The organism is Agromyces sp. NPDC052230, assembly GCF_040679595.1.
Lineage (GTDB): Bacteria > Actinomycetota > Actinomycetes > Actinomycetales > Microbacteriaceae > Agromyces.
Genome location: NZ_JBFAVC010000001.1, coordinates 431,307 through 449,418 on the forward strand (window position 1 = coordinate 431,307; position 18,112 = coordinate 449,418).

Here is an 18,112-nt window from a genome sequence, read left to right on the forward strand (position 1 = left end):
ATAGGAAGATATCTTCCCACGTGCAAGCAGTGTCGTTGCCGCCTGTGGAGGAGGGCTTCACGCCGGGTCCGTGTGGTGGTTCGCTCGTGTCGAACGAGCCTCACATGAGGCGCGTTCGACAGGAGCTCGAGAGGGAACGACTCCAGGCGACTCCGGCCGACTCCGGCCGGCGACCGCCGCGCATCTCCGCCCCGCGGCGGATCCGCCGCGGCCGCGCCGTCGCTAGCGTTGACGCATGACCGAGACCACCGCCACGCCGCCTGTCGTGGAGGGCGTCGAGTGGGTGCGCCCACGACCGCCGCGCGGCGCCTACCGCGACGACGTCGTGCTCGCCCTCGTGCTGGCCGCCGGCACCGCGATGAGCGTGGTGCTCTACCGCGTCACCGGCTGGGGCGAGGACGTGCCGTGGTGGGCCACCGCGCTCTGGGTCGCCGCGATGACCCTGCCGCTGGCCGCGCGGCGGCGGTGGCCCGAGATCGTGGCGCTCGCGGCATCCGTCGGCATGGTCATCGCCCTGTCCGCCGAGGTCGGCGAGCCGCTCTTCACGAACATCGCGCTCTTCATCGCCATCTACACCGTCGGCGCCTGGGGACGCAGCCGCCTCCGCGCGAACATCGTGCGAGCCGTCATCGTCGTCGGCATGTTCGGGTGGCTGTTCTGGAATCTCGTGTACTTCTCAGCCGTGCAGGACTACCTGCCCGAGCTGCCGCGCGACGGCGACGGCCCGCTCTCGCCGTACCTCGCCTACGGCCTCATCAACACGTTGACCAACCTGCTCTACTTCGGCGGCGCGTGGTACTTCGGCGATGCCGCCTACCGGTCGGCCAGGTCGCGGGCCGAGCTCGAGCAGCGCACGGCCGAGCTCGCCGCGGAGCGCGAGCGCACGCGTACGCAGGCGGTCGCGATCGAGCGGCTCCGCATCGCACGTGAGCTGCACGACGTGGTCGCCCACCACGTCTCGGTGATCGGCGTGCAGGCGGGTGCTGCGCGTCGAGTGATCGCCAAGGATCCGGATGCCGCCGCCGCATCGCTCTCGTCCATCGAGGCCAGTGCGCGCGACGCGGTCGACGAGCTGCACGGCCTCCTCGGCACGCTCCGGGCCGACGAGGAGCCCGAGGGTGCGAGCACGTCGACGCGCGGTGTCGACCAGCTGCGGGAACTCGTCGACGAGTCATCCGTAGCCGGACTGCCGACCACGTTCGAGGTGGTCGGCGAACCGCGGGAGGTGTCGCCGGTCGTCGGTCTCAGCGTCTACCGCATCGCGCAGGAGGCGCTCACGAATGCGCGCAAGCACGCGGGCGGCTCGGCCGCGGCGGACGTGCGGATCCGGTGGTCCGACGATGCCGTCGAGCTCGAGGTGACGAACACGGGCGGCGGGGCCGGGGCATCCGCCGGCGCCGACCCGCGGGGGCTGGGCCAACTCGGGATGCGCGAGCGGGTGGCTGCGGCGGGCGGCACCATCGAGCTCGGAGCACGCGCGCGCGGCGGCTACCTCGTTCGGGCACGGTTCCCGCTGCGGCGACCCGACGAGGCGGTGATCGCGTGATCCGGGTGCTCGTCGTCGACGACCAGGCGCTCGTGCGCGGCGGGTTCCGCACCATCCTCGACTCGGAGGACGGCATCGCCGTCGTCGGCGAGGCATCGAACGGCGAGGAGGCGATCACCCGGGTCGCCGAACTCGCGCCCGACGTGGTCTGCATGGACGTGCAGATGCCCGGCATGGACGGACTCGAGGCCACGCGTCGCATCACCGCGGATGCGGCATCCGACGCGGCGGTGCTCGTGCTCACGACCTTCAACCGCGAGGACTACCTGTTCGCTGCGCTCGAGGCCGGTGCGAGCGGGTTCCTGCTGAAGAACTCGAGCCCCGAGCAGCTCATCGAGGCGGTGCAGGTCGTCGCGCGCGGCGATGCCCTGTTGTCACCGGATGTCACGCGGCGCGTCATCGAGGCGTTGGCGGCGCGCCCTGCCGCTGCGGTGTCCAGCCCCGGAGCCGGTCCTGGGGTCGGGGTGATGGCCGCACCGGAAGCAGGACAACTCGCCGCGCCGGCCCCGGAAACAGGACCCAGCGGCAGGCCTGGGCCCGAGATTCCTGTTTCCAACGAGCTGACGACCCTCACCGAGCGGGAGCGCGAGGTGCTCGTGCTCCTCGCCGAGGGCATCTCCAACGCCGAGATCGCCGAGCGCCTCTGGGTCGGCGAGGCCACGGTCAAGACGCACGTCTCGAAGGTGCTCATGAAGCTCGGCCTGCGGGATCGCGTGCACGCGGTCGTCTACGCGTACGAGCACGGAGTGGTGCAGCCGGCTCCGAGAGGGGAGCGCCGCTGACGGGCCGACGGTCAGTCGAGTTCGCGCAGCGCCGCGGTGCGCTCGCTCGGGGTGTCGCCCGTGTTCACCGTGCCCTGCGGCTCGATGAGGATCGCCGACACCTCGCCGTCGGCGCGCGGGCAGTGCTCGACGCCGCGCGGCACGACGTAGACGTCGCCCGGGCCGAGCACGACATCGCCGCCGTCCTCGTCGCGCTGCTGGATCACGAGTTCTCCCGAGACGACGAGGAACAGCTCGTCGGTCTCGGGGTGGCTGTGCCAGGTGAATTCGCCGAGCACCTTCACGACCTTCACGTCGTAGTCGTTGATGCTCGCGAGTCGGTGGGGCTGCCAGTGCTCGGTGAACGAGTCGAGGGCCGCCTGGAGGTTGCGCACGTGATTCACCATCCTTCGATTCTCTCGGATTTCGACGGTTGACGCGGCATCCGCTCGCTCCTATGGTTAAGCACATCATTAATTAAGGAGTTGCTTACATGGCAAACGCGAGCGACGGGCTCAGCCTCGTGTTCCACGCGCTCGCCGACCCGACCCGGCGCGCGATCCTGTCGCGCCTGCACAGCGGGCCGACGACCGTGGGCGAGCTGGCCGAGCCGTTCGCGATGAGCCGGCCGGCGATCTCGCAGCACCTCAAGGTGCTCGAGCGCGCGGGACTCATCGAGCGCACCACCACGGCGCAGTGGCGCACCTGCACGCTGCGCACTGAACCCCTCGACGGGGCATCCGAGTGGGTGGAACGACACCGCGGCGAGTGGAACGAGCGCTTCGACCTGCTCGACGAGCAGCTCCGCCGAATGAAGGAGAAGTCATGACCGACCAGCGAACGCCGGTGAACGCAACCACCGACGAAAAGACCCCGCAGTTCACCATCACCCGCATCTTCGACGCGCCGCGCGAGCTCGTCTGGCAGGCGTGGACGGCGGAGGCCGATGCCTCGACCTGGTGGCACCCTCGCGGCATCTCGATCAAGCCCGGAAGCGTCGCCATCGACGTCCGAACGGGCGGGCGCTACGCCTACACCATGGTGAACGACGCCGACGGCTCCGAGTATCCCACGGTCGGGGTCTACCGCGAGGTCGTGGAACCCGAGCGACTCGCGTTCACCTGGGCATCGCCCGGCGATGACGACGCGACCGCCCCGGTCATCACCGTCACCCTGCGCGAGCTCCCCGGCGATCGCACCGAGATGCTGTTCCACCTGCTCGGGTGGGACGGCCGCCCGGGCGACGAGAACGTCTACGACGGCTGGGACTCCGCGTTCGACCTGCTCGCCGAGCACCTCGCCAAGGGAGAGGCCCGGTGACCGGCCGTCTCACCGTCGAGCAGATCGTCAGTGTCGACGGATACGCGGCCGAGCCAGACGGCGGCATCCGATTCATGGAGTCCGCCGAGACCGGCAACCCGAACGACGCCGACCAGCTCGCCTTCCTCGAGCACGTCGACGCCATCCTGCTCGGCGCGAACACCTACCGGATGTTCGCGGGCTACTGGCCGCAGGCCGACCCGGCCGTCGAGGTCGTCGCCGAGCCGATCAATCGTCTGCCGAAGTTCGTCGTCTCGAATTCGATGGCGGATGCTCCGTGGGGCGACGGCTCGATCGAGATCCTCCGCGGCGACGCCACCGATTCGGTCGCCGCGCTCAAGGAGCGGTTCGACGGCATCGTCGTGTGGGGCAGCCTGACCCTCGCCGACGCGCTCTTCGAGGCGGGCCTCGTCGATGAATTGCGCCTTCGTATCGTGCCGGTGCTCATCGGCGCCGGGCGCTCGTTCACGCCCGAGAGTCTCGGTGAGCGCCGCCTCGACCTCGACCGCGTCGTGTCGCATCCCGGCGGACACGTCGGCGCGACCTACCGCCTCCGCTGAGCCTCCTCTGACGACGCGGCGTCGGCGCCCGCCCGGACTGCGTCTGCGGCGTCTGCGGCGTCGGGTGCGTCTGCGGCGTCAGCCGCGTCGGTCGCGGCATCCGGCGGCGCCTCGACCGAACTGCCGCCGTGGAACTCCGCCGACAGCAGCTGGTAGGAGCGGGTGCCGAACGCAACCAGCGCCAGCACGACGAGCGCGAGGCCGCTGAAGAGGAAGATCAGGGCGATGCCTCGCATCTCGCCCTCGCCGAGCAGCCACCCCCACGTGGCGCGACCGTCGTCGGACCCCATGTAGGGGATGATCCAGAACTCGGCGATGGGCGCGATGATGAACGCGGTGATGGGGGCGGCCGCCGCCTCGAACGCCTGCGCGAAGCCGAACACCCGACCCTGCCGGTGGAACGGCACGACCTTCTGGATGATGGTCTGCTCGGCCGCCTCCACGGCGGGGATGAGGGCCATGTAGAGCCAGATGCCCGCCGCGTACAGCAGCCACCACTCGCGGATGGTGAACAACGCCCCGAGCAATCCCATGCCGATGACGATCAGGAGCATCGTGCGGATCGGGTTGCGACCGAGTCCCCATTTCGCGATCACGAGCCCGCCGACGATGAACCCGGTCGACGCGACCCCGAACACCACGCCCCAGGCCTCGACGGGGAACAGCGTGAGGCCGTACGGGTCCATCAGCGCGATGTAGACGCCGCCGATGAGGTTGTTGAACGTCGTGAACAGGATGAGCGCGAAGAGCCCGGGCGCGGCGCGCACCGCGGCGATGCTGCCCCGCAGGTCGACCGCCGGCGGACGCTCGCCCTCGGCGACGGGCTTCTCCTCGGGGATGCGCACGAAGAAGAGGTGCACGAGCGCAACCAGGGTCGCCGCAATGGCGATCGCGAGCGTCCACCCCATGCCGAGCAGCCCGATCGCGAGGCCGCTGAACACGCTCGTGACGATGAAGGCCAGGCCCTGTACGGTGCCCACCATGCCGTTCGCGTTCGCGTGCCGATCCTGCGGCACGAGCAGGGTGACGGTCGTCGAGAGGGCGATGTTGCGCATGTTCTCGACGACCGAGCCGAACAGGATGATGCCCGCGAATGCCCAGAACCACGGGCCGCCGAGGTCGAGCAGCGCCGACTCGGGCTGCATCAGGTACAGCACCCCGGCGACCGCGAAGGAGCCGAGGGTGATGAAGCTGGAGAGCACCATCACCCGGTGCTTGCGGTGCCGATCGACGATGGTGCCGAACGCGATGCTGAAGATGGCGATGAGCAGCATGTAGGCGCCACCGATGATGCCGGTCGCGAGCACCGAGCGCGTCTCGAGGTACACCCAGAACGTGAGCGCGAACCAGAGGAAGCTCGTCGTGACGTTCGCGATCATGGTGTTCGCGAGCACGTGCATGAAGGTACGCATGCCGCCGGGCGGCGGGGTCACGCCGGTCGTCGTCGGCACCCCCGCCGTGTCCGAACCGCCCAAGGCTCCAGTCACCCTTGCGAGGGTAGTCACGGCCCCCGACATCCGGAAGGCCTCCGCCGTGAGATGGAGCGCCGAGACCCGTCGCACGGCGGATGCCGCCGCACCGCGGCATCCGTACCGTGGGATCATGCTCGAACTCCACGACCTCACCAAGCGCTACGGCGATCGCCTCGCCCTCGACGGGGTGAGCTTCACGGTCGGCGACGGCCGCCTCACCGGATTCGTCGGCGGGAACGGGGCCGGCAAGACCACGGCCATGCGCATCGTGCTCGGCGTGCTCGCCGCCGACTCCGGCACGGTGACCCTCGACGGCTCACCGCTCATCGACGCCGATCGCCGCCGCTTCGGCTACATGCCCGAGGAACGCGGCCTCTATCCGAAGATGCGCCTGCTCGAGCAGACGGTCTATCTCGCCCGACTGCACGGGTGGACACCCGCCGCCGCGCGCCGCAACGCCCTCGAACTGCTCGAACGGCTCGGTCTCGGCGAACGCGCGAACGACGCCATCGAGAGCCTCTCCCTCGGCAACCAGCAGCGCGCCCAGATCGCCGCGGCGCTCGTACACCGTCCAGAGGTGCTCGTGCTCGACGAGCCGTTCTCGGGCCTCGACCCGATGGCCGTCGAGACGGTGCAGGCGGTGCTCACGGAATTCGCGGCATCCGGTGCCCCCGTGCTGTTCTCGTCGCACCAGCTGGACATCGTCGAGCGCCTCTGCGACGACCTCGTGATCATCGCCGGGGGCCGCATCCGCGCCGCCGGCACGGGCGACGCGCTGCGTACCGAGCACGGCGCCGAACGGTGGGAGCTCCTCATGAGCGGCGACGTCGGCTGGCTCCGCGACGTCCCGGGCATCACCGTCGGCGAGTTCGACGGCGGGTGGGCGGTCTTCGAGGCCGAGTCGGATGCCGCGCGGCAGGGGGTGCTCGCCGAGGCCGTCGCCCGGGGCGAGGTCGTCACGTTCGCCCGCGAGCGCACCACGCTCGCCGAGATCTTCAAGGAGGTCGTGCGATGAGCACCGACACCGACCGCATCGCTCCCCGCTTCGCCGACAGCGTCGGCCTCATCGCTTCGCGCGAGATCGTCATGCGCCTGCGCAGCAGGGCGTTCCTCATCTCGACGGCCGTGCTCATGCTCGGCGTGCTCGCCTCCGTTGTGCTCGGGAGCCTCTTCGGCGACCAGCCCTCCACGACGAAGGTCGCGGTCGTCGCGGGTGCCACGGGGGTCGTCGCCGGCAACGAGGCGCTCGACGCCGTCGGAGCATCCGACCTCGACGAGGCCGAGCGGATGCTCCGAGCCGGCGAGGTCGACGCGATCGTCGCGCCCGCGGCATCCGACCCACTCGGCATCACCGTGATCGGACTCGACTCGCCGCCCGGCGAGGTGGTGTCGGCCCTCGCGGTGCGTCCGTCGGTCGAGCTCCTCGAGCCGGCGGCGACCGACCCGGGGCTCGCGTACCTCGTGGCGTTCGGTTTCGGGCTCGTGTTCTTCATGTCGGCGCTCACCTTCGGCACCACGATCGCGCAGTCGGTCGTCGAGGAGAAGCAGACGCGCATCGTCGAGATCCTGCTCTCGACCGTGTCGGCGCGGGCGCTGCTCACCGGCAAGGTCCTCGGCAACTCGGCGATGGCGCTCGCCCAGATCGTCGCCATCTCGGTGCTCGCGACGCTCGGCCTGATCGTCACGGGGCAGCGGGTGCTGCTCGGCGGGCTCGGGGCATCCGTCGTCTGGTTCGTGGTCTTCTTCGCCATCGGCTTCGTGATGCTCGCGGCGCTCTTCGCCGCGACCGCCGCGATGGTGTCGCGTGCGGAGGACATCGGATCGGTCTCGACGCCCGTGACGATGCTCGTGATGATCCCCTACCTCCTGGTGATCTTCTTCAACGACAACCCGACGGTGCTCGCGATCATGAGCTACGTGCCGTTCTCGGCACCCGTCGGCATGCCGATGCAGGTGTTCCTCGGAGCGGCCGAGTGGTGGGAGCCGATCCTGTCGCTCGCGATCCTCGTCGCCACGACGGTGCTCGCGGTCGCGATCGGGGAGCGGATCTACCGCAATTCGCTGCTGCGCACGGGTGCGCGCGTGCGGCTCGGAGAGGCGCTGCGGGGCTGACGCGCTGCGGGGCTGATGGACGCCTCGCCGCGAGCGGATGCCCCGAGGTGACAGGATGGTTCGGTGAACCAGCTCCACGACACGGCCGTCCGCGGTTTCGCCTCCGACAACTACTCCGGCGTGCACCCCGAGGTGCTCGCGGCCATCAGCGCCGCGAACGGCGGACACCAGGTCGCCTACGGCGAGGATGCCTACACCGAACGCCTGCAGGAGGTGTTCGCGCAGCATTTCGGCGCCGGGGTCGAGGTGTTCCCCGTGTTCAACGGCACGGGCGCGAACGTCACCGGCCTGCAGTCGATGCTCCCCCGCTGGGGTGCCGTGATCAGCGCCTCCACGGCGCACATCAACTCCGACGAGGGTGGCGCGCCCGAGCGCGTGGGCGGCATCAAGCTCCTCACCGTGCCGACGCCCGATGGCAAGCTCACCCCCGAGCTCATCGACCGCGAGGCATGGGGCTGGGGCGACGAGCACCGGGCGCAGCCGCTCGTGGTGTCGATCACGCAGACCACCGAGCTCGGCACCGCGTACTCGGTCGAGGAGGTGCGCACGATCGCCGATCACGTGCACCGTCACGGCATGAAGCTGCACATGGACGGCGCCCGGCTCTCGAACGCGGCCGCGTCGCTCGGGGTGCCCCTGCGCGCGTTCACGCGCGACGCCGGCGTGGATGTGCTGAGCTTCGGCGGCACGAAGAACGGCGCGCTCGGCGGCGAGGCCATCGTGGTGCTGAACCACGAGGCATCCGTCGGGCTCACGTACCTCCGCAAGCTCAACATGCAGCTGGCCTCGAAGATGCGGTTCGTGTCGGCGCAGCTCATCGCCCTGCTCGAGGGTGACCTGTACCTCCGCAATGCGTCGCACGCGAACGCCATGGCGCGGCGCCTGCGCGACGCGCTCGACGCCGGCATCGCGGCCGGTGACCTGCCCGGCCTCGGGTTCACGCAGGAGACGCAGTCGAACGGCGTCTTCGCCACGCTGCCCCCCGGCGTGGCCGACCGGCTGCGCGAGCGGTTCCGCTTCTACGACTGGAACGCTGCACGAGGCGAGGTGCGCTGGATGTGCTCGTTCGACACCAGCGAGGACGACATCGACGCGTTCGTCGCGGCGATCCGTGAGGAGCTCGCGCGCGTCTAGGGCTCCTCAAGGCGATGCGCTACGGCCGAGCCGTCGAACCCACCAGCTCGTCGGCGATCGACGACGCCCACGCGTCGATGGCGTCCCACTCCCGGAAGTCGCCCTCGGGCATGATGTCGCGGATCGCGGGCATCCACGCGATCACCCGGTCGACCCCGCGGATCCTGTCGTGGTGGTACGCGCCGCGGAACACCTGCTTGCCGCGCGGGTGCACGAGGTCTTCGTAGTCGGTGAACTGCTTGGGCTCGGCGCCCTTCAGCACGTCGTTGCCCTCCTTGTCGACCTTCTCCGTGCCGAGCGGGCCGCTGGAGAACAGCCACGTGGGCTTGGTGGCGAGCTCCTCGGCATTCAGCTCCACGAACTTCCTGGCGCTCCCCCGCCAGTTGAACGCGTACGTCGCCGAGCCCACGACGTAGGCGTCGTGGCCGGATGCGTCATCCAGGTCCTTGCACCTGCGCACGTCGACCTCGAGCCCGCGCTTCTGCAGCGTCTCACCGATGCGTTGCGCGATGCCCTCCGTCGCGCCGTACTTGCTCGCGTAGGCGACCAGCACCTTCATGGCGTTCCCCCTTCGTCGTCGCACATGGTTCCCAAGCTCGTGAGGCTACGCCGTCCCGGGGCGCTCCGGGCGTGACGAAGGTCCCGCAGGCCGAGGAGTCGGCGCCGGACATGACGAAGGGGCGGATGCCGCAGCTGCGACATCCGCCCCTCGTGTCGGTTCAGCCGATCAGCCGCTGACGGCCGCGAGCGCGTTGATGATGCCCGCGCCGTAGAAGCCGTTCGACTCCTCGGTGCCCTCGCACGTGTGCGTGGCGGTCGCGACGCTGCCGTTCGGCAGGATCCGCGTGTAGGTGTACGCCGCGGGGTCGGGGCAGGCCTTCGCCGTGGCCGACTCGAGGAGCACGCGCTCCACCTCGGCCGCGTCGAGCGTGAGCCCGCCGCGCTGGCGCTCGCCGTAGGCGCTCACGATGAGCGCCGCGACACCCGCCGCGTGCGGCGAGGCCATCGACGTCCCCTGCAGGTACTGGTAGTACGCGCATTCCTTGCCGTTGACGTCGCAGCTCTTCACGGCCCACGGCACGACCACGTCGCCGTTCTCGTCGATCGCGCCCTCGGCCTCGGCGAGTGCCGTCGGGTACGCGGCGAGGATGCCGGCCTTGTAGTCGCGCTTGGTGTCGACCGTGTCGTACACGTCGCCACCGGGCGCCGCGACATCCACGAACCCGTTGCCGTAGTTCGAGTAGTACGACTTGCGCTCCGAGATACCGGTGCTCGAGACCGAGATGACGCCGTCGCCCTCGGTGGGCATCGAGATGCACGTCTCGGGGTCGAGCAGGTCGCGCACGTAGGCGACCTCGCCGGGCTCGCTCGCGTAGTCGGGGCTCGACGCGTCGGTGAGGACCTTGGTGTAGTCGCTCGCACCGTTGCCGGCCGCCGCGACGAGGGTCACGCCACTGTCACGCGCGAAGTCGAGCGCGCGTTGCATGGCGGTGATGATCGTCTGCTGCTCGGCCTGGTCCTCGGCGCTGTCGGCCGGGTGGTCGGTGCAGTTGAACAGCCACGGGTCGACGTAGTAGCTCATGTTCACGACGTCGATGCCGTTCTCGCCGGCGTAGGTGAGCGCGTCGACCGAGGCCTGCAGGAAGAAGTACCCCGAGTCCTGACCCGCGCGCAGGTTCACCAGCGTGACCTCGGGCGCGACGCCCGCGATGCCGATCCCGTTGATCGGCGAGCCGATCGTCGAGGCGACGTGCGTGCCGTGGCCGTTCTCGTCGACATCGGCCGGGTCCTCACAGGACTGGTCGGGTTCTTCAGCGCAGTCGCCGTCGACCGGGTCGCCGTTCGCGTCCACGGGGATGTCGGTCGTGAAGTTGCGACTGAGGTGCTTGTCGAAGTTCGGCTTGATGTCGGGGTGGCTGCCATCGACACCGGTGTCGATGATTCCCACGAGCACCTTCTTGTCGCCACGCTCGACCGCGTACGAACCGTCGACCGTCGCATCGATCTGCTGCATGTCCCACTGCAGGTCGGCGAGCGGCTCGGCGCCCTTCACGGGCTTGCCCGGGTCGCTCGGCTTACCGAGGCCGACCGCCTCCTCGGGCGTCACCCGGGTCTCGCGCTCGACGGCGTCGTCGCGGAGCTTCTGCTTGGCCGCGCTGTCGTCGGGCACGCCGCCGACCACGCGGTTCTGCGCCGTGCCCTCGATGACCGCCTGCTCGGCGGCCTGCTCGGCGAACTCCGCGTCGGTCGTGACGACCGTGGCGACGCCGATCGCGGTGTTCTCCTTCAGGATCGTGCCGCCAGCGGCCTCGACGGCGGCCTGCGCCTCGGCCGAGGACGTGCCCTCGGCGAACAGCACGACGTACTGATGCTCGCCCCCGTCGTTGGGGGCGGCCGATGCGGCGAACGCGGACCCGGCTGCCAGACCGGTGACGGCGAGTGCGAACACTGCCGTCGTGGCGATGGATCTCATCACTCTCATGGAGTTGGATGTCCCTTCTTTCAGGTGGCACCCGTTCTGGGGCGCACACTCGCGCCATGCTGGCAGAGGCGCGACAGGAAGGGAAGGATCTTCTCCGGATGTCGCTGATGTCGCGGATGCCTCATGTTCTACGACGTCCGTCGGGGCATCCGCTCGGGGCATCCGTCGGGGCATCCGTTCGGCGTCGGCTCGCGACATCCGCTCACCGGAGCCGGCTGCTACGGCCGCAGCAGCACCTTGACGGCGCGCCGCTCGTCCATGGCGGCATAGGCTTCGGCCGCCTGGGCGAGCGGGAGCTCGAGGTCGAACACCCGCCCCGGCTCGATGGCCCCCGAGAGCACGTCGGGAAGCAGCTCCTCGATGTAGCCGCGCACGGGTGCGACGCCGCCGTTCACGCCGACGTTGCGGTTGAAGAGCGGCCGCACCGGCAGCTCGGGACCACCGTTCGGCACCCCGACGTAGCCGACCATGCCGCCGGGACGGGTGGAGCGGATCGCCTGGTCCATCGACTCCTTGGTGCCCACGCACTCGAGCACCCGGTCGGCGCCGATGCCGTGCGTCAGCTCCTGCACGGCCGTGACGCCCACCGCGCCGCGCTCCGCCACGATGTGCGTCGCGCCGAAGTCGCGGGCGAGGGCCTGCCGCTCCGGATGCCGCGACATCGCGATGATCGTCGTCGCACCGAGTCGACGGGCAGCGATGATCGCGCACAGGCCGACGGCTCCGTCGCCCACGACCGCGATCGAGTCGCCGGGGCCGACGCCCGCGGAGACGGCCGCATGGTGGCCCGTGCCCATCACGTCGGAGAGGGCGAGGAGTCCGGGCACCTGCTCGTCGGTGACCGGTCCGGGAACCGCGACCAGCGTGCCGTCGGCGAGCGGCACTCGCACCCGCTCGCCCTGGCCGCCGTCGGCGAAGCCGCCGAGCCGGTCGTCGCTGCCCCACCAGCCGCCGTGCAGGCACGACGTCGACACCCCGTTGCGGCAGTTGATGCACGTGTTGTCGCACACGTAGAACGGCGCGATGACGAAGTCGCCCACCGTGATGCGCTCGACGTCGTCGCCGACCGCCTCGACGACGCCGACGAACTCGTGTCCGATGCGGTGCGGCTCGTGCGTCGGCGTGATGCCGCGGTAGGGCCAGAGATCGGAGCCGCAGACGCACGCCGCAACGACGCGCACGATCGCGTCGCCGCCGGTCGACAGCTTGGGGTCGGGCACGGTTTCGACGCGGATGTCGCGGGGCGCGTGGATGATCGTCGCAAGCATCTTCCGAGGGTACGCGCGCAGATGTACACAAAATACCGACAGCGAGAGATGAAATCGAGACAGTCGGTTTCCGATGTCGGTGGGCACGAGCAGAATGCTCTGGTGATCGGGATCAGGACCTTCTGGCAAGCGCTGCCCACCGAGGGCCGTTGGCTGCTGTCGACGGTCGCGATCCAGACCCTCGGCCGGGGGCTGACCCTGCCGTTCACGATCATCTACCTGCATGAGGTTCGGGGTTTCGACCTCGGGCTCTCGGGCGGGCTGATGAGTCTGATCGCGATCGTCGGATTGCTGGTGACCGGTCCGGGAGGCACGCTCATCGACCGGCTCGGCGCTCGCGCGGTGCTGCTCGCCGGGCTCGCGGCGATGATCGCCGGTTGCGCGCTGCTCGCGTTCGCGACCGACCCGTGGATGGCCGCCGCCGGGCTGGTGCTGATCGGAGTGAACTTCGGCGTCTCCTGGCCAGGCTTCAACGCCCTGATCGCGGCCGTGGTCGAGGGCGACCTGCGCCAGCAGTACTTCGGGGTCAACTTCGCGCTCGTCAACCTCGGCATCGGAGTGGGCGGCATCATCGGCGGCTTCTTCGTCGACGTCGACTCGCCCGAGACCTTCACCGTGATCTTCCTGGCCGACGCGATCAGCTGCCTCATACCGGTGGTGCTGCTGCTCGGGCCGCTCCGGAACGTACGCACGCACGTCGAGCCCACCGACGACGCCCCGCAGGGCGGAACCTACCGCGAGATCCTCCGGCAGCCGCCGGTGCTCTGGCTGACCCTGCTCACCTTCATCGCGATGTTCATCGGCTACGGCCAGATGGAGGCCGGGTTCCCGGCGTATTCGCGGCAGGTCGCCGAGGTCTCGACCCGCGTCGTCGGGCTCGCGTTCGCGGTCAACACCGCGGTGATCGTGCTCCTGCAGTTCACGGTGCTCAAACGCATCACCGGTCGCCGCCGCACGCGCGTCATGTGGGTCATGGCGCTGGTGTGGGCGTGCTCCTGGCTGATCCTGGGCGGCGCCGGGCTGGTGCCCGATTCCGTTGCCGCCGCCATCGGCGTCCTGGCATTCATGGGTGTCTTCGCGTTCGGCGAGACCCTGTTGCAACCGACGGTGCCGGCGATCTACAACGACCTCGCCTCCGACCACAACCGCGGCCGCTACAACGCGATCAACGCGGCGGCGTTCCAGGGCGGCGCGATCACCGGCCCCATCGCCGCCGGACTCCTGCTCGACCAGGGCCTCGACGTGGTGTACATCGTCGTCATGGTCGTGGGATGCCTCGGCATCGGCGTGCTTGCGAGCACCCTCGAGCGACGCCTCTCGGCGAGCGCGAACGGCGTCGCGGCACCCGAAGGTGTCTCGACGCAGCCGCACGCGGCCGCCCCGACTCCCGAAGCCTGACTCCGCGCTCGGTACCTCTCCGCGCTCGACCGCTCGGGCCCGCCCGGCGCCGCCGTCGACCCGTCGTGAGCGTCGACCTCACACGTGCGGCACGAATGCCTGCCACGCGAGCCGTTTCTCGCGTCGAGGGTCGAGTTCCACGTGGTCGACGCGGTCGAACACGAGCGTGCACCGCTCGACCTCGTCGTACTGCGGCCACTCGGGCCCGGGCGTGCCCGATGCCGCGAATGACGTCCAGTGGCGTTGCATCCGTCGCCCGACCTCGCGGTACATCCGCCGGCCGCCGAGCAGGGTGAGCGCCGCACCGGTGAGGGTGTCGAACTTCTCGAACAGGGCGAAGAGCTCGAGGCCGTGCGTCGCGTCGAGGCCGAGCAGCCGCGGCATCCGCGGCGCCGCATCGAAGCGGTAGAAGTACGTCGGTGCGTAGCGCGAGTGCCGCTCGCCGACCTTCACCGACGGGAACCAGAACGTGAAGTCGCCGCCGAAGTCGGCCGCCGGGCGTCGCTCGGGCAGCCCCGGATACTGGCGCTTGATGGCCTTGCGCGCCTTCTTCTTCGTGTTCGCGAAGATGGCGCGGATGCGCGGCTTCGTCGTCGGGAGGATGCCGATGCGGCCTTCGAAGAGCGAGCCCTCGCGGTCGTTGGTGCCGATGATGAGCGGCACCCGGTGCGCGAGGCCGTCGCGGAACGCGTCGAGCGGGCGATGGGGGAGGAACTCGCCGTCGATGACCGGGGCGAGGCTGATCGTGCCCGGATGCTCGTCGGGCGTGCGGACGCTGAGTGCGGTCGTCGCCGCGGCGAGCACCATCGGGTCGGCCGTCCGCAGCATCACCGCGGCATCCTCAGCGGATTCGCTGTCGAGGTCGTCGTCATCGACGAGGTGGCTCACGATGCGCACGTACTCCCCCGCCCACTCGGCGGCGACCGTGGGCAGGTACACGGCGTTCGCCGGCGAGCTCTGTGCGATCGCGCGTTCGAACAGCCCCTCCGCCGCGGGCACGGCCATGAGCGTGGTGACCGAGTTCGCACCCGACGACTCGCCGAAGAGCGTCACGTTGTTCGGGTCGCCGCCGAAGGCGCGGATGTTGCGGCGCACCCACTCGAGCGCCGCCACCTGGTCGCGGAGGCCGAGGTTGACGTCGAACGGATGCCCCGGCGCCGAGTACCTCCGGAAGTCGAGCCAGCCGAGCGCGCCGAGCCGGTAGTTGAGGCTGACGTACACGACGCCGTGCTGCCGGACGAGACGCTCGCCCTGGCGCGGGTACTCGCCCGACGAGCCGACGCTGTACGCGCCGCCGTGGATGAAGACCATGACGGGACGACCTCCCGCCGGCGCATCCGCCTCGTCGGGTGCGGTCACGTTGACGCTCAGGCAGTCCTCGCTGCGAACCAGCCTCGGGTGTGCGCCGATGAACTGGCCACGTCGCAGCTGCGGGGCGACCGGGCCGTAGGTCGACGCATCGCGTACGCCATCCCACCCGGGAGCCGCCTCGGGCGCCCGGAAACGGCGAGCGCCACCGGTGTCGGCCGCATACGGGATGCCGCGCCACATCCGCACGCCACGGTGTCGGATGCCGCGCACGGCGCCCCCCTCGGTCTCGATGAGGAGACCGAGGTGGGCGCGATCCGTGCGGGTCGCCCCGTTCAGGAGCATGGCAACCGGCTTACTCGATGATCTCGGCGTCGATGACCTCGTCGGCGGATCCGCCGGCCCCACCGTTGCCGTTGCCGCCGATGCCGCCCTCGTCGACGACGTCCTCGGCTCGAGCAACCGTGAGCGAGTCGCCGTCGGCATCGAGGTCGACCTTCACCGTGTCGCCGTCGCGGATGTCGCCCGTGAGCAGGGCTCGGGCGAGGCGGTCGTCGATCTCCTTCTGCATGAGGCGACGCAGCGGACGAGCACCGTAGAGCGGATCGTACCCGCGCTCGGCGAGCCAGGCTCGGGCGTCGGGCGTGACGCCGAGCTGCAGGCGCCGGTCGTGGAGCCTCGCCGACAGCCGGTCGATGTACAGGTTCACGATCTCGGCGAGCTCCTCCTCGGTGAGCGCCGAGAACACGACGATGTCGTCGAGGCGGTTCACGAACTCGGGCTTGAACGACTGCCGCACGGTCTGCAGCACAGCCTGCTCCTTCTCGTCCCACGAGAGCGACGGGTCGATGAGGAACTGCGACCCGAGGTTCGACGTGAGGATGAGGATCGTGTTCCGGAAGTCGACGGTGCGACCCTGGCCGTCGGTCAGGCGGCCATCGTCGAGCACCTGCAACAGCACGTCGAACACCTCGGGGTGCGCCTTCTCGACCTCGTCGAACAGCACCACCGAGTAGGGCCGACGGCGCACCGCCTCGGTCAGCTGCCCGCCCTGGTCGTAGCCAACGTAGCCCGGAGGGGCACCGACCAGCCGCGAGACCGAGAACTTCTCGCCGTATTCCGACATGTCGATGCGCACCATGGCGTGCTCGTCGTCGAAGAGGAACTCGGCCAGCGCCCTCGCGAGCTCGGTCTTGCCGACGCCGGTCGGTCCGAGGAACAGGAACGAGCCGGTCGGGCGGTTCGCATCGCTGATGCCGGCGCGCGAACGACGAACGGCGTCGGCGACGGATGCCACGGCCCGCTTCTGCCCGATGAGGCGCTTGCCGAGCTCCGCCTCGAGGTGCAGCAGCTTCTCGGTCTCGCCCTGCATGAGCCGGCCGACTGGAATGCCCGTCCACGCCGAGATGACCGCGGCGATGTCCTCCTCGGTGACCTGCTCGTTGACCATGCGCGGCTCGTCGGGCGCCTCCTCGGCGCGCTCGGCCTCGGCGAGATCCCGCTCGAGCTGCTTGATGGTCTCGTACTCGAGCTTCGACGCCCGCTGGTAGTCGGCCTCGCGCATGGCGCGATCCCGCTCGGTGATGGCCTCGTCGAGCAGCTTCTTCAACTCGCCGACGCGGTTCAGCCCCATGCGCTCGCGAGCCCAGCGCGCCTCGAGCTCGCCGAGCTCGTGCTCCTGATCCGCGAGCGTCTCACGGAGCTTCGCGAGCCGCTCCTTCGACGCCTCGTCCTTCTCGCGCTTGAGGGCGAGCTCCTCGAGCTTCAGCCGGTCGACCTGGCGCTTCAGCTGGTCGATCTCGACGGGGCTCGAGTCGATCTCCATCTTGAGGCGGCTCATGGCCTCGTCGATGAGGTCGATGGCCTTGTCCGGCAGTTGCCGGGCCGTGATGTAGCGATTGGAGAGGGATGCCGCGGCGACGAGTGCGGCATCCGAGATCGTGACCCCGTGGTGCGCCTCGTAACGGCCCTTGAGCCCGCGGAGGATCGCGACCGTGTCTTCGACCGACGGCTCTCCGACGTACACCTGCTGGAAGCGACGTTCGAGCGCGGCATCCTTCTCGATGTACTCGCGATACTCGTCGAGCGTGGTGGCACCGATAAGGTGCAGCTCGCCGCGCGCCAACATGGGCTTCAGCATGTTGGATGCCGCGACCGAGCCCTCGCCGCCGCCCGCGCCCATGAGCAGGTGCAGTTCGTCGACGAACGTGATGATGCCGCCTTCGGCCTCGTTGATCTCCTTGAGCACGGCCTTCAGGCGCTCCTCGAACTGGCCGCGGTACATGGCGCCGGCCACGAGTGCCGAGATGTCGAGCGACACGAGCTGCTTGTCCTTCAAGGACTCGGCGACGTCGCCGGCGACGATGCGCTGGGCGAGCCCCTCGACGACGGCGGTCTTGCCGACGCCGGGCTCGCCGATGAGCACGGGGTTGTTCTTGGTGCGACGCGTGAGGACCTGGCTGACGCGGCGAATCTCGGCATCACGCCCGATCACGGGGTCGAGCTTGCCCGCCTTCGCGAGGTCGGTGAGGTTCACCCCGTACTGTTCGAGCGCCGACTGCTGCTCCTCCTGCGAGTTCGGCGCACCCTGCATGTTGGCCATCGGCATCCCTTCGTCAAACTTGAGCTTACTAGACTCAACTTTGATCGGGAGGGTGATATTCCGGCAACTCGCCGTTTCATCCCCCAACGATCACGCTAGACGGATGCCGCGGGTGCCGCCAGCGGGCGGGCAACCATGTCCTGCGGTGG

At 69.8% G+C, this 18,112-nt stretch carries 16 protein-coding genes; 9 read left to right on the forward strand and 7 right to left on the reverse strand.

Going from position 1 to position 18,112, the window contains the following annotated elements:
- Window positions 1–235 precede the first annotated feature (235 nt).
- Window positions 236–1,546: a histidine kinase gene (locus AB0K73_RS02110; RefSeq protein WP_360510842.1), complete on the forward strand. Its 1,311-nt coding sequence runs from the start codon at window positions 236–238 to the stop codon at window positions 1,544–1,546.
- Window positions 1,543–2,328, forward strand: a complete 786-nt coding sequence (locus AB0K73_RS02115) for a response regulator transcription factor (protein WP_360510841.1) — start codon at window positions 1,543–1,545, stop codon at window positions 2,326–2,328. Before AB0K73_RS02110 ends, AB0K73_RS02115 begins: the two co-directional genes overlap by 4 nt.
- A gap of 11 nt (window positions 2,329–2,339) precedes the next feature.
- On the opposite strand, the gene AB0K73_RS02120 is transcribed toward AB0K73_RS02115, so the two are convergent.
- A complete protein-coding gene (locus AB0K73_RS02120) occupies window positions 2,340–2,714 on the reverse strand; it encodes a cupin domain-containing protein (RefSeq protein WP_360510840.1) in 375 nt (124 codons plus the stop codon).
- A gap of 86 nt (window positions 2,715–2,800) precedes the next feature.
- Here AB0K73_RS02120 and AB0K73_RS02125 point away from each other — a divergent pair, with 86 nt between their 5' ends.
- From AB0K73_RS02125 to AB0K73_RS02135, 3 genes are read left to right on the forward strand one after another with little or no spacing between them, the layout of a single operon-like run.
- Window positions 2,801–3,136 (forward strand): metalloregulator ArsR/SmtB family transcription factor, encoded by a 336-nt coding sequence (locus AB0K73_RS02125; RefSeq protein ID WP_360510839.1) that lies wholly within the window; start codon window positions 2,801–2,803, stop codon window positions 3,134–3,136.
- Window positions 3,133–3,627, forward strand: a complete 495-nt coding sequence (locus AB0K73_RS02130; protein WP_360510838.1) for an SRPBCC domain-containing protein — start codon at window positions 3,133–3,135, stop codon at window positions 3,625–3,627. Before AB0K73_RS02125 ends, AB0K73_RS02130 begins: the two co-directional genes overlap by 4 nt.
- A complete protein-coding gene (locus AB0K73_RS02135) occupies window positions 3,624–4,187 on the forward strand; it encodes a dihydrofolate reductase family protein (RefSeq protein WP_360510837.1) in 564 nt (187 codons plus the stop codon). Before AB0K73_RS02130 ends, AB0K73_RS02135 begins: the two co-directional genes overlap by 4 nt.
- On the opposite strand, the gene AB0K73_RS02140 is transcribed toward AB0K73_RS02135, so the two are convergent.
- Window positions 4,172–5,599: an MFS transporter gene (locus tag AB0K73_RS02140; RefSeq protein WP_360511287.1), complete on the reverse strand. Its 1,428-nt coding sequence runs from the start codon at window positions 5,597–5,599 to the stop codon at window positions 4,172–4,174. The genes AB0K73_RS02135 and AB0K73_RS02140 overlap by 16 nt on opposite strands.
- A gap of 190 nt (window positions 5,600–5,789) precedes the next feature.
- On the opposite strand from AB0K73_RS02140, the gene AB0K73_RS02145 reads away from it, so the two are divergent.
- The 3 genes from AB0K73_RS02145 to AB0K73_RS02155 all read left to right on the forward strand — a co-directional run bounded on the left by AB0K73_RS02145 (window position 5,790) and on the right by AB0K73_RS02155 (window position 8,905).
- Complete coding sequence (locus tag AB0K73_RS02145) at window positions 5,790–6,674, forward strand: ATP-binding cassette domain-containing protein (protein ID WP_360511285.1); 885 nt, start codon at window positions 5,790–5,792, stop codon at window positions 6,672–6,674.
- Window positions 6,671–7,771, forward strand: a complete 1,101-nt coding sequence (locus AB0K73_RS02150; protein WP_360510836.1) for an ABC transporter permease — start codon at window positions 6,671–6,673, stop codon at window positions 7,769–7,771. The genes AB0K73_RS02145 and AB0K73_RS02150 overlap by 4 nt, the downstream gene beginning before the upstream one ends.
- Window positions 7,772–7,834: 63 nt before the next feature.
- Window positions 7,835–8,905: a low specificity L-threonine aldolase gene (locus tag AB0K73_RS02155; RefSeq protein WP_360510835.1), complete on the forward strand. Its 1,071-nt coding sequence runs from the start codon at window positions 7,835–7,837 to the stop codon at window positions 8,903–8,905.
- Between the two features lie 19 nt (window positions 8,906–8,924).
- Here the strand turns inward: AB0K73_RS02155 and AB0K73_RS02160 are convergent, their stop codons facing one another.
- The 3 genes from AB0K73_RS02160 to AB0K73_RS02170 form a co-directional block, all read right to left on the reverse strand.
- Window positions 8,925–9,464 carry a flavodoxin domain-containing protein gene (locus AB0K73_RS02160; protein ID WP_360510834.1) on the reverse strand — a complete coding sequence of 180 codons (540 nt, stop codon included), beginning with the start codon at window positions 9,462–9,464 and terminating at the stop codon, window positions 8,925–8,927.
- 168 nt (window positions 9,465–9,632) lie between these two features.
- The gene (locus tag AB0K73_RS02165) at window positions 9,633–11,378 is read right to left on the reverse strand and encodes a S8 family serine peptidase (protein WP_360510833.1); all 1,746 of its coding nucleotides are present in this window, start codon (window positions 11,376–11,378) and stop codon (window positions 9,633–9,635) included.
- A 227-nt stretch (window positions 11,379–11,605) separates the two neighbouring features.
- Window positions 11,606–12,655 (reverse strand): zinc-dependent alcohol dehydrogenase family protein, encoded by a 1,050-nt coding sequence (locus AB0K73_RS02170; protein WP_360510832.1) that lies wholly within the window; start codon window positions 12,653–12,655, stop codon window positions 11,606–11,608.
- 48 nt (window positions 12,656–12,703) lie between these two features.
- Between AB0K73_RS02170 and AB0K73_RS02175 the strand changes: the two genes are divergently transcribed.
- Window positions 12,704–14,053: an MFS transporter gene (locus AB0K73_RS02175; protein ID WP_364774783.1), complete on the forward strand. Its 1,350-nt coding sequence runs from the start codon at window positions 12,704–12,706 to the stop codon at window positions 14,051–14,053.
- Window positions 14,054–14,131: 78 nt separating this feature from the next.
- Here AB0K73_RS02175 and AB0K73_RS02180 read toward each other — a convergent pair whose 3' ends face one another.
- Together AB0K73_RS02180 and AB0K73_RS02185 are read right to left on the reverse strand one after the other, a co-directional pair.
- Complete coding sequence (locus tag AB0K73_RS02180; protein ID WP_360510830.1) at window positions 14,132–15,706, reverse strand: carboxylesterase/lipase family protein; 1,575 nt, start codon at window positions 15,704–15,706, stop codon at window positions 14,132–14,134.
- A 10-nt stretch (window positions 15,707–15,716) separates the two neighbouring features.
- On the reverse strand, window positions 15,717–17,963 hold the full coding sequence (locus AB0K73_RS02185; protein WP_360510829.1) for an AAA family ATPase: 2,247 nt from the start codon (window positions 17,961–17,963) through the stop codon (window positions 15,717–15,719).
- Between the last annotated feature and the right edge of the window lie 149 nt (window positions 17,964–18,112).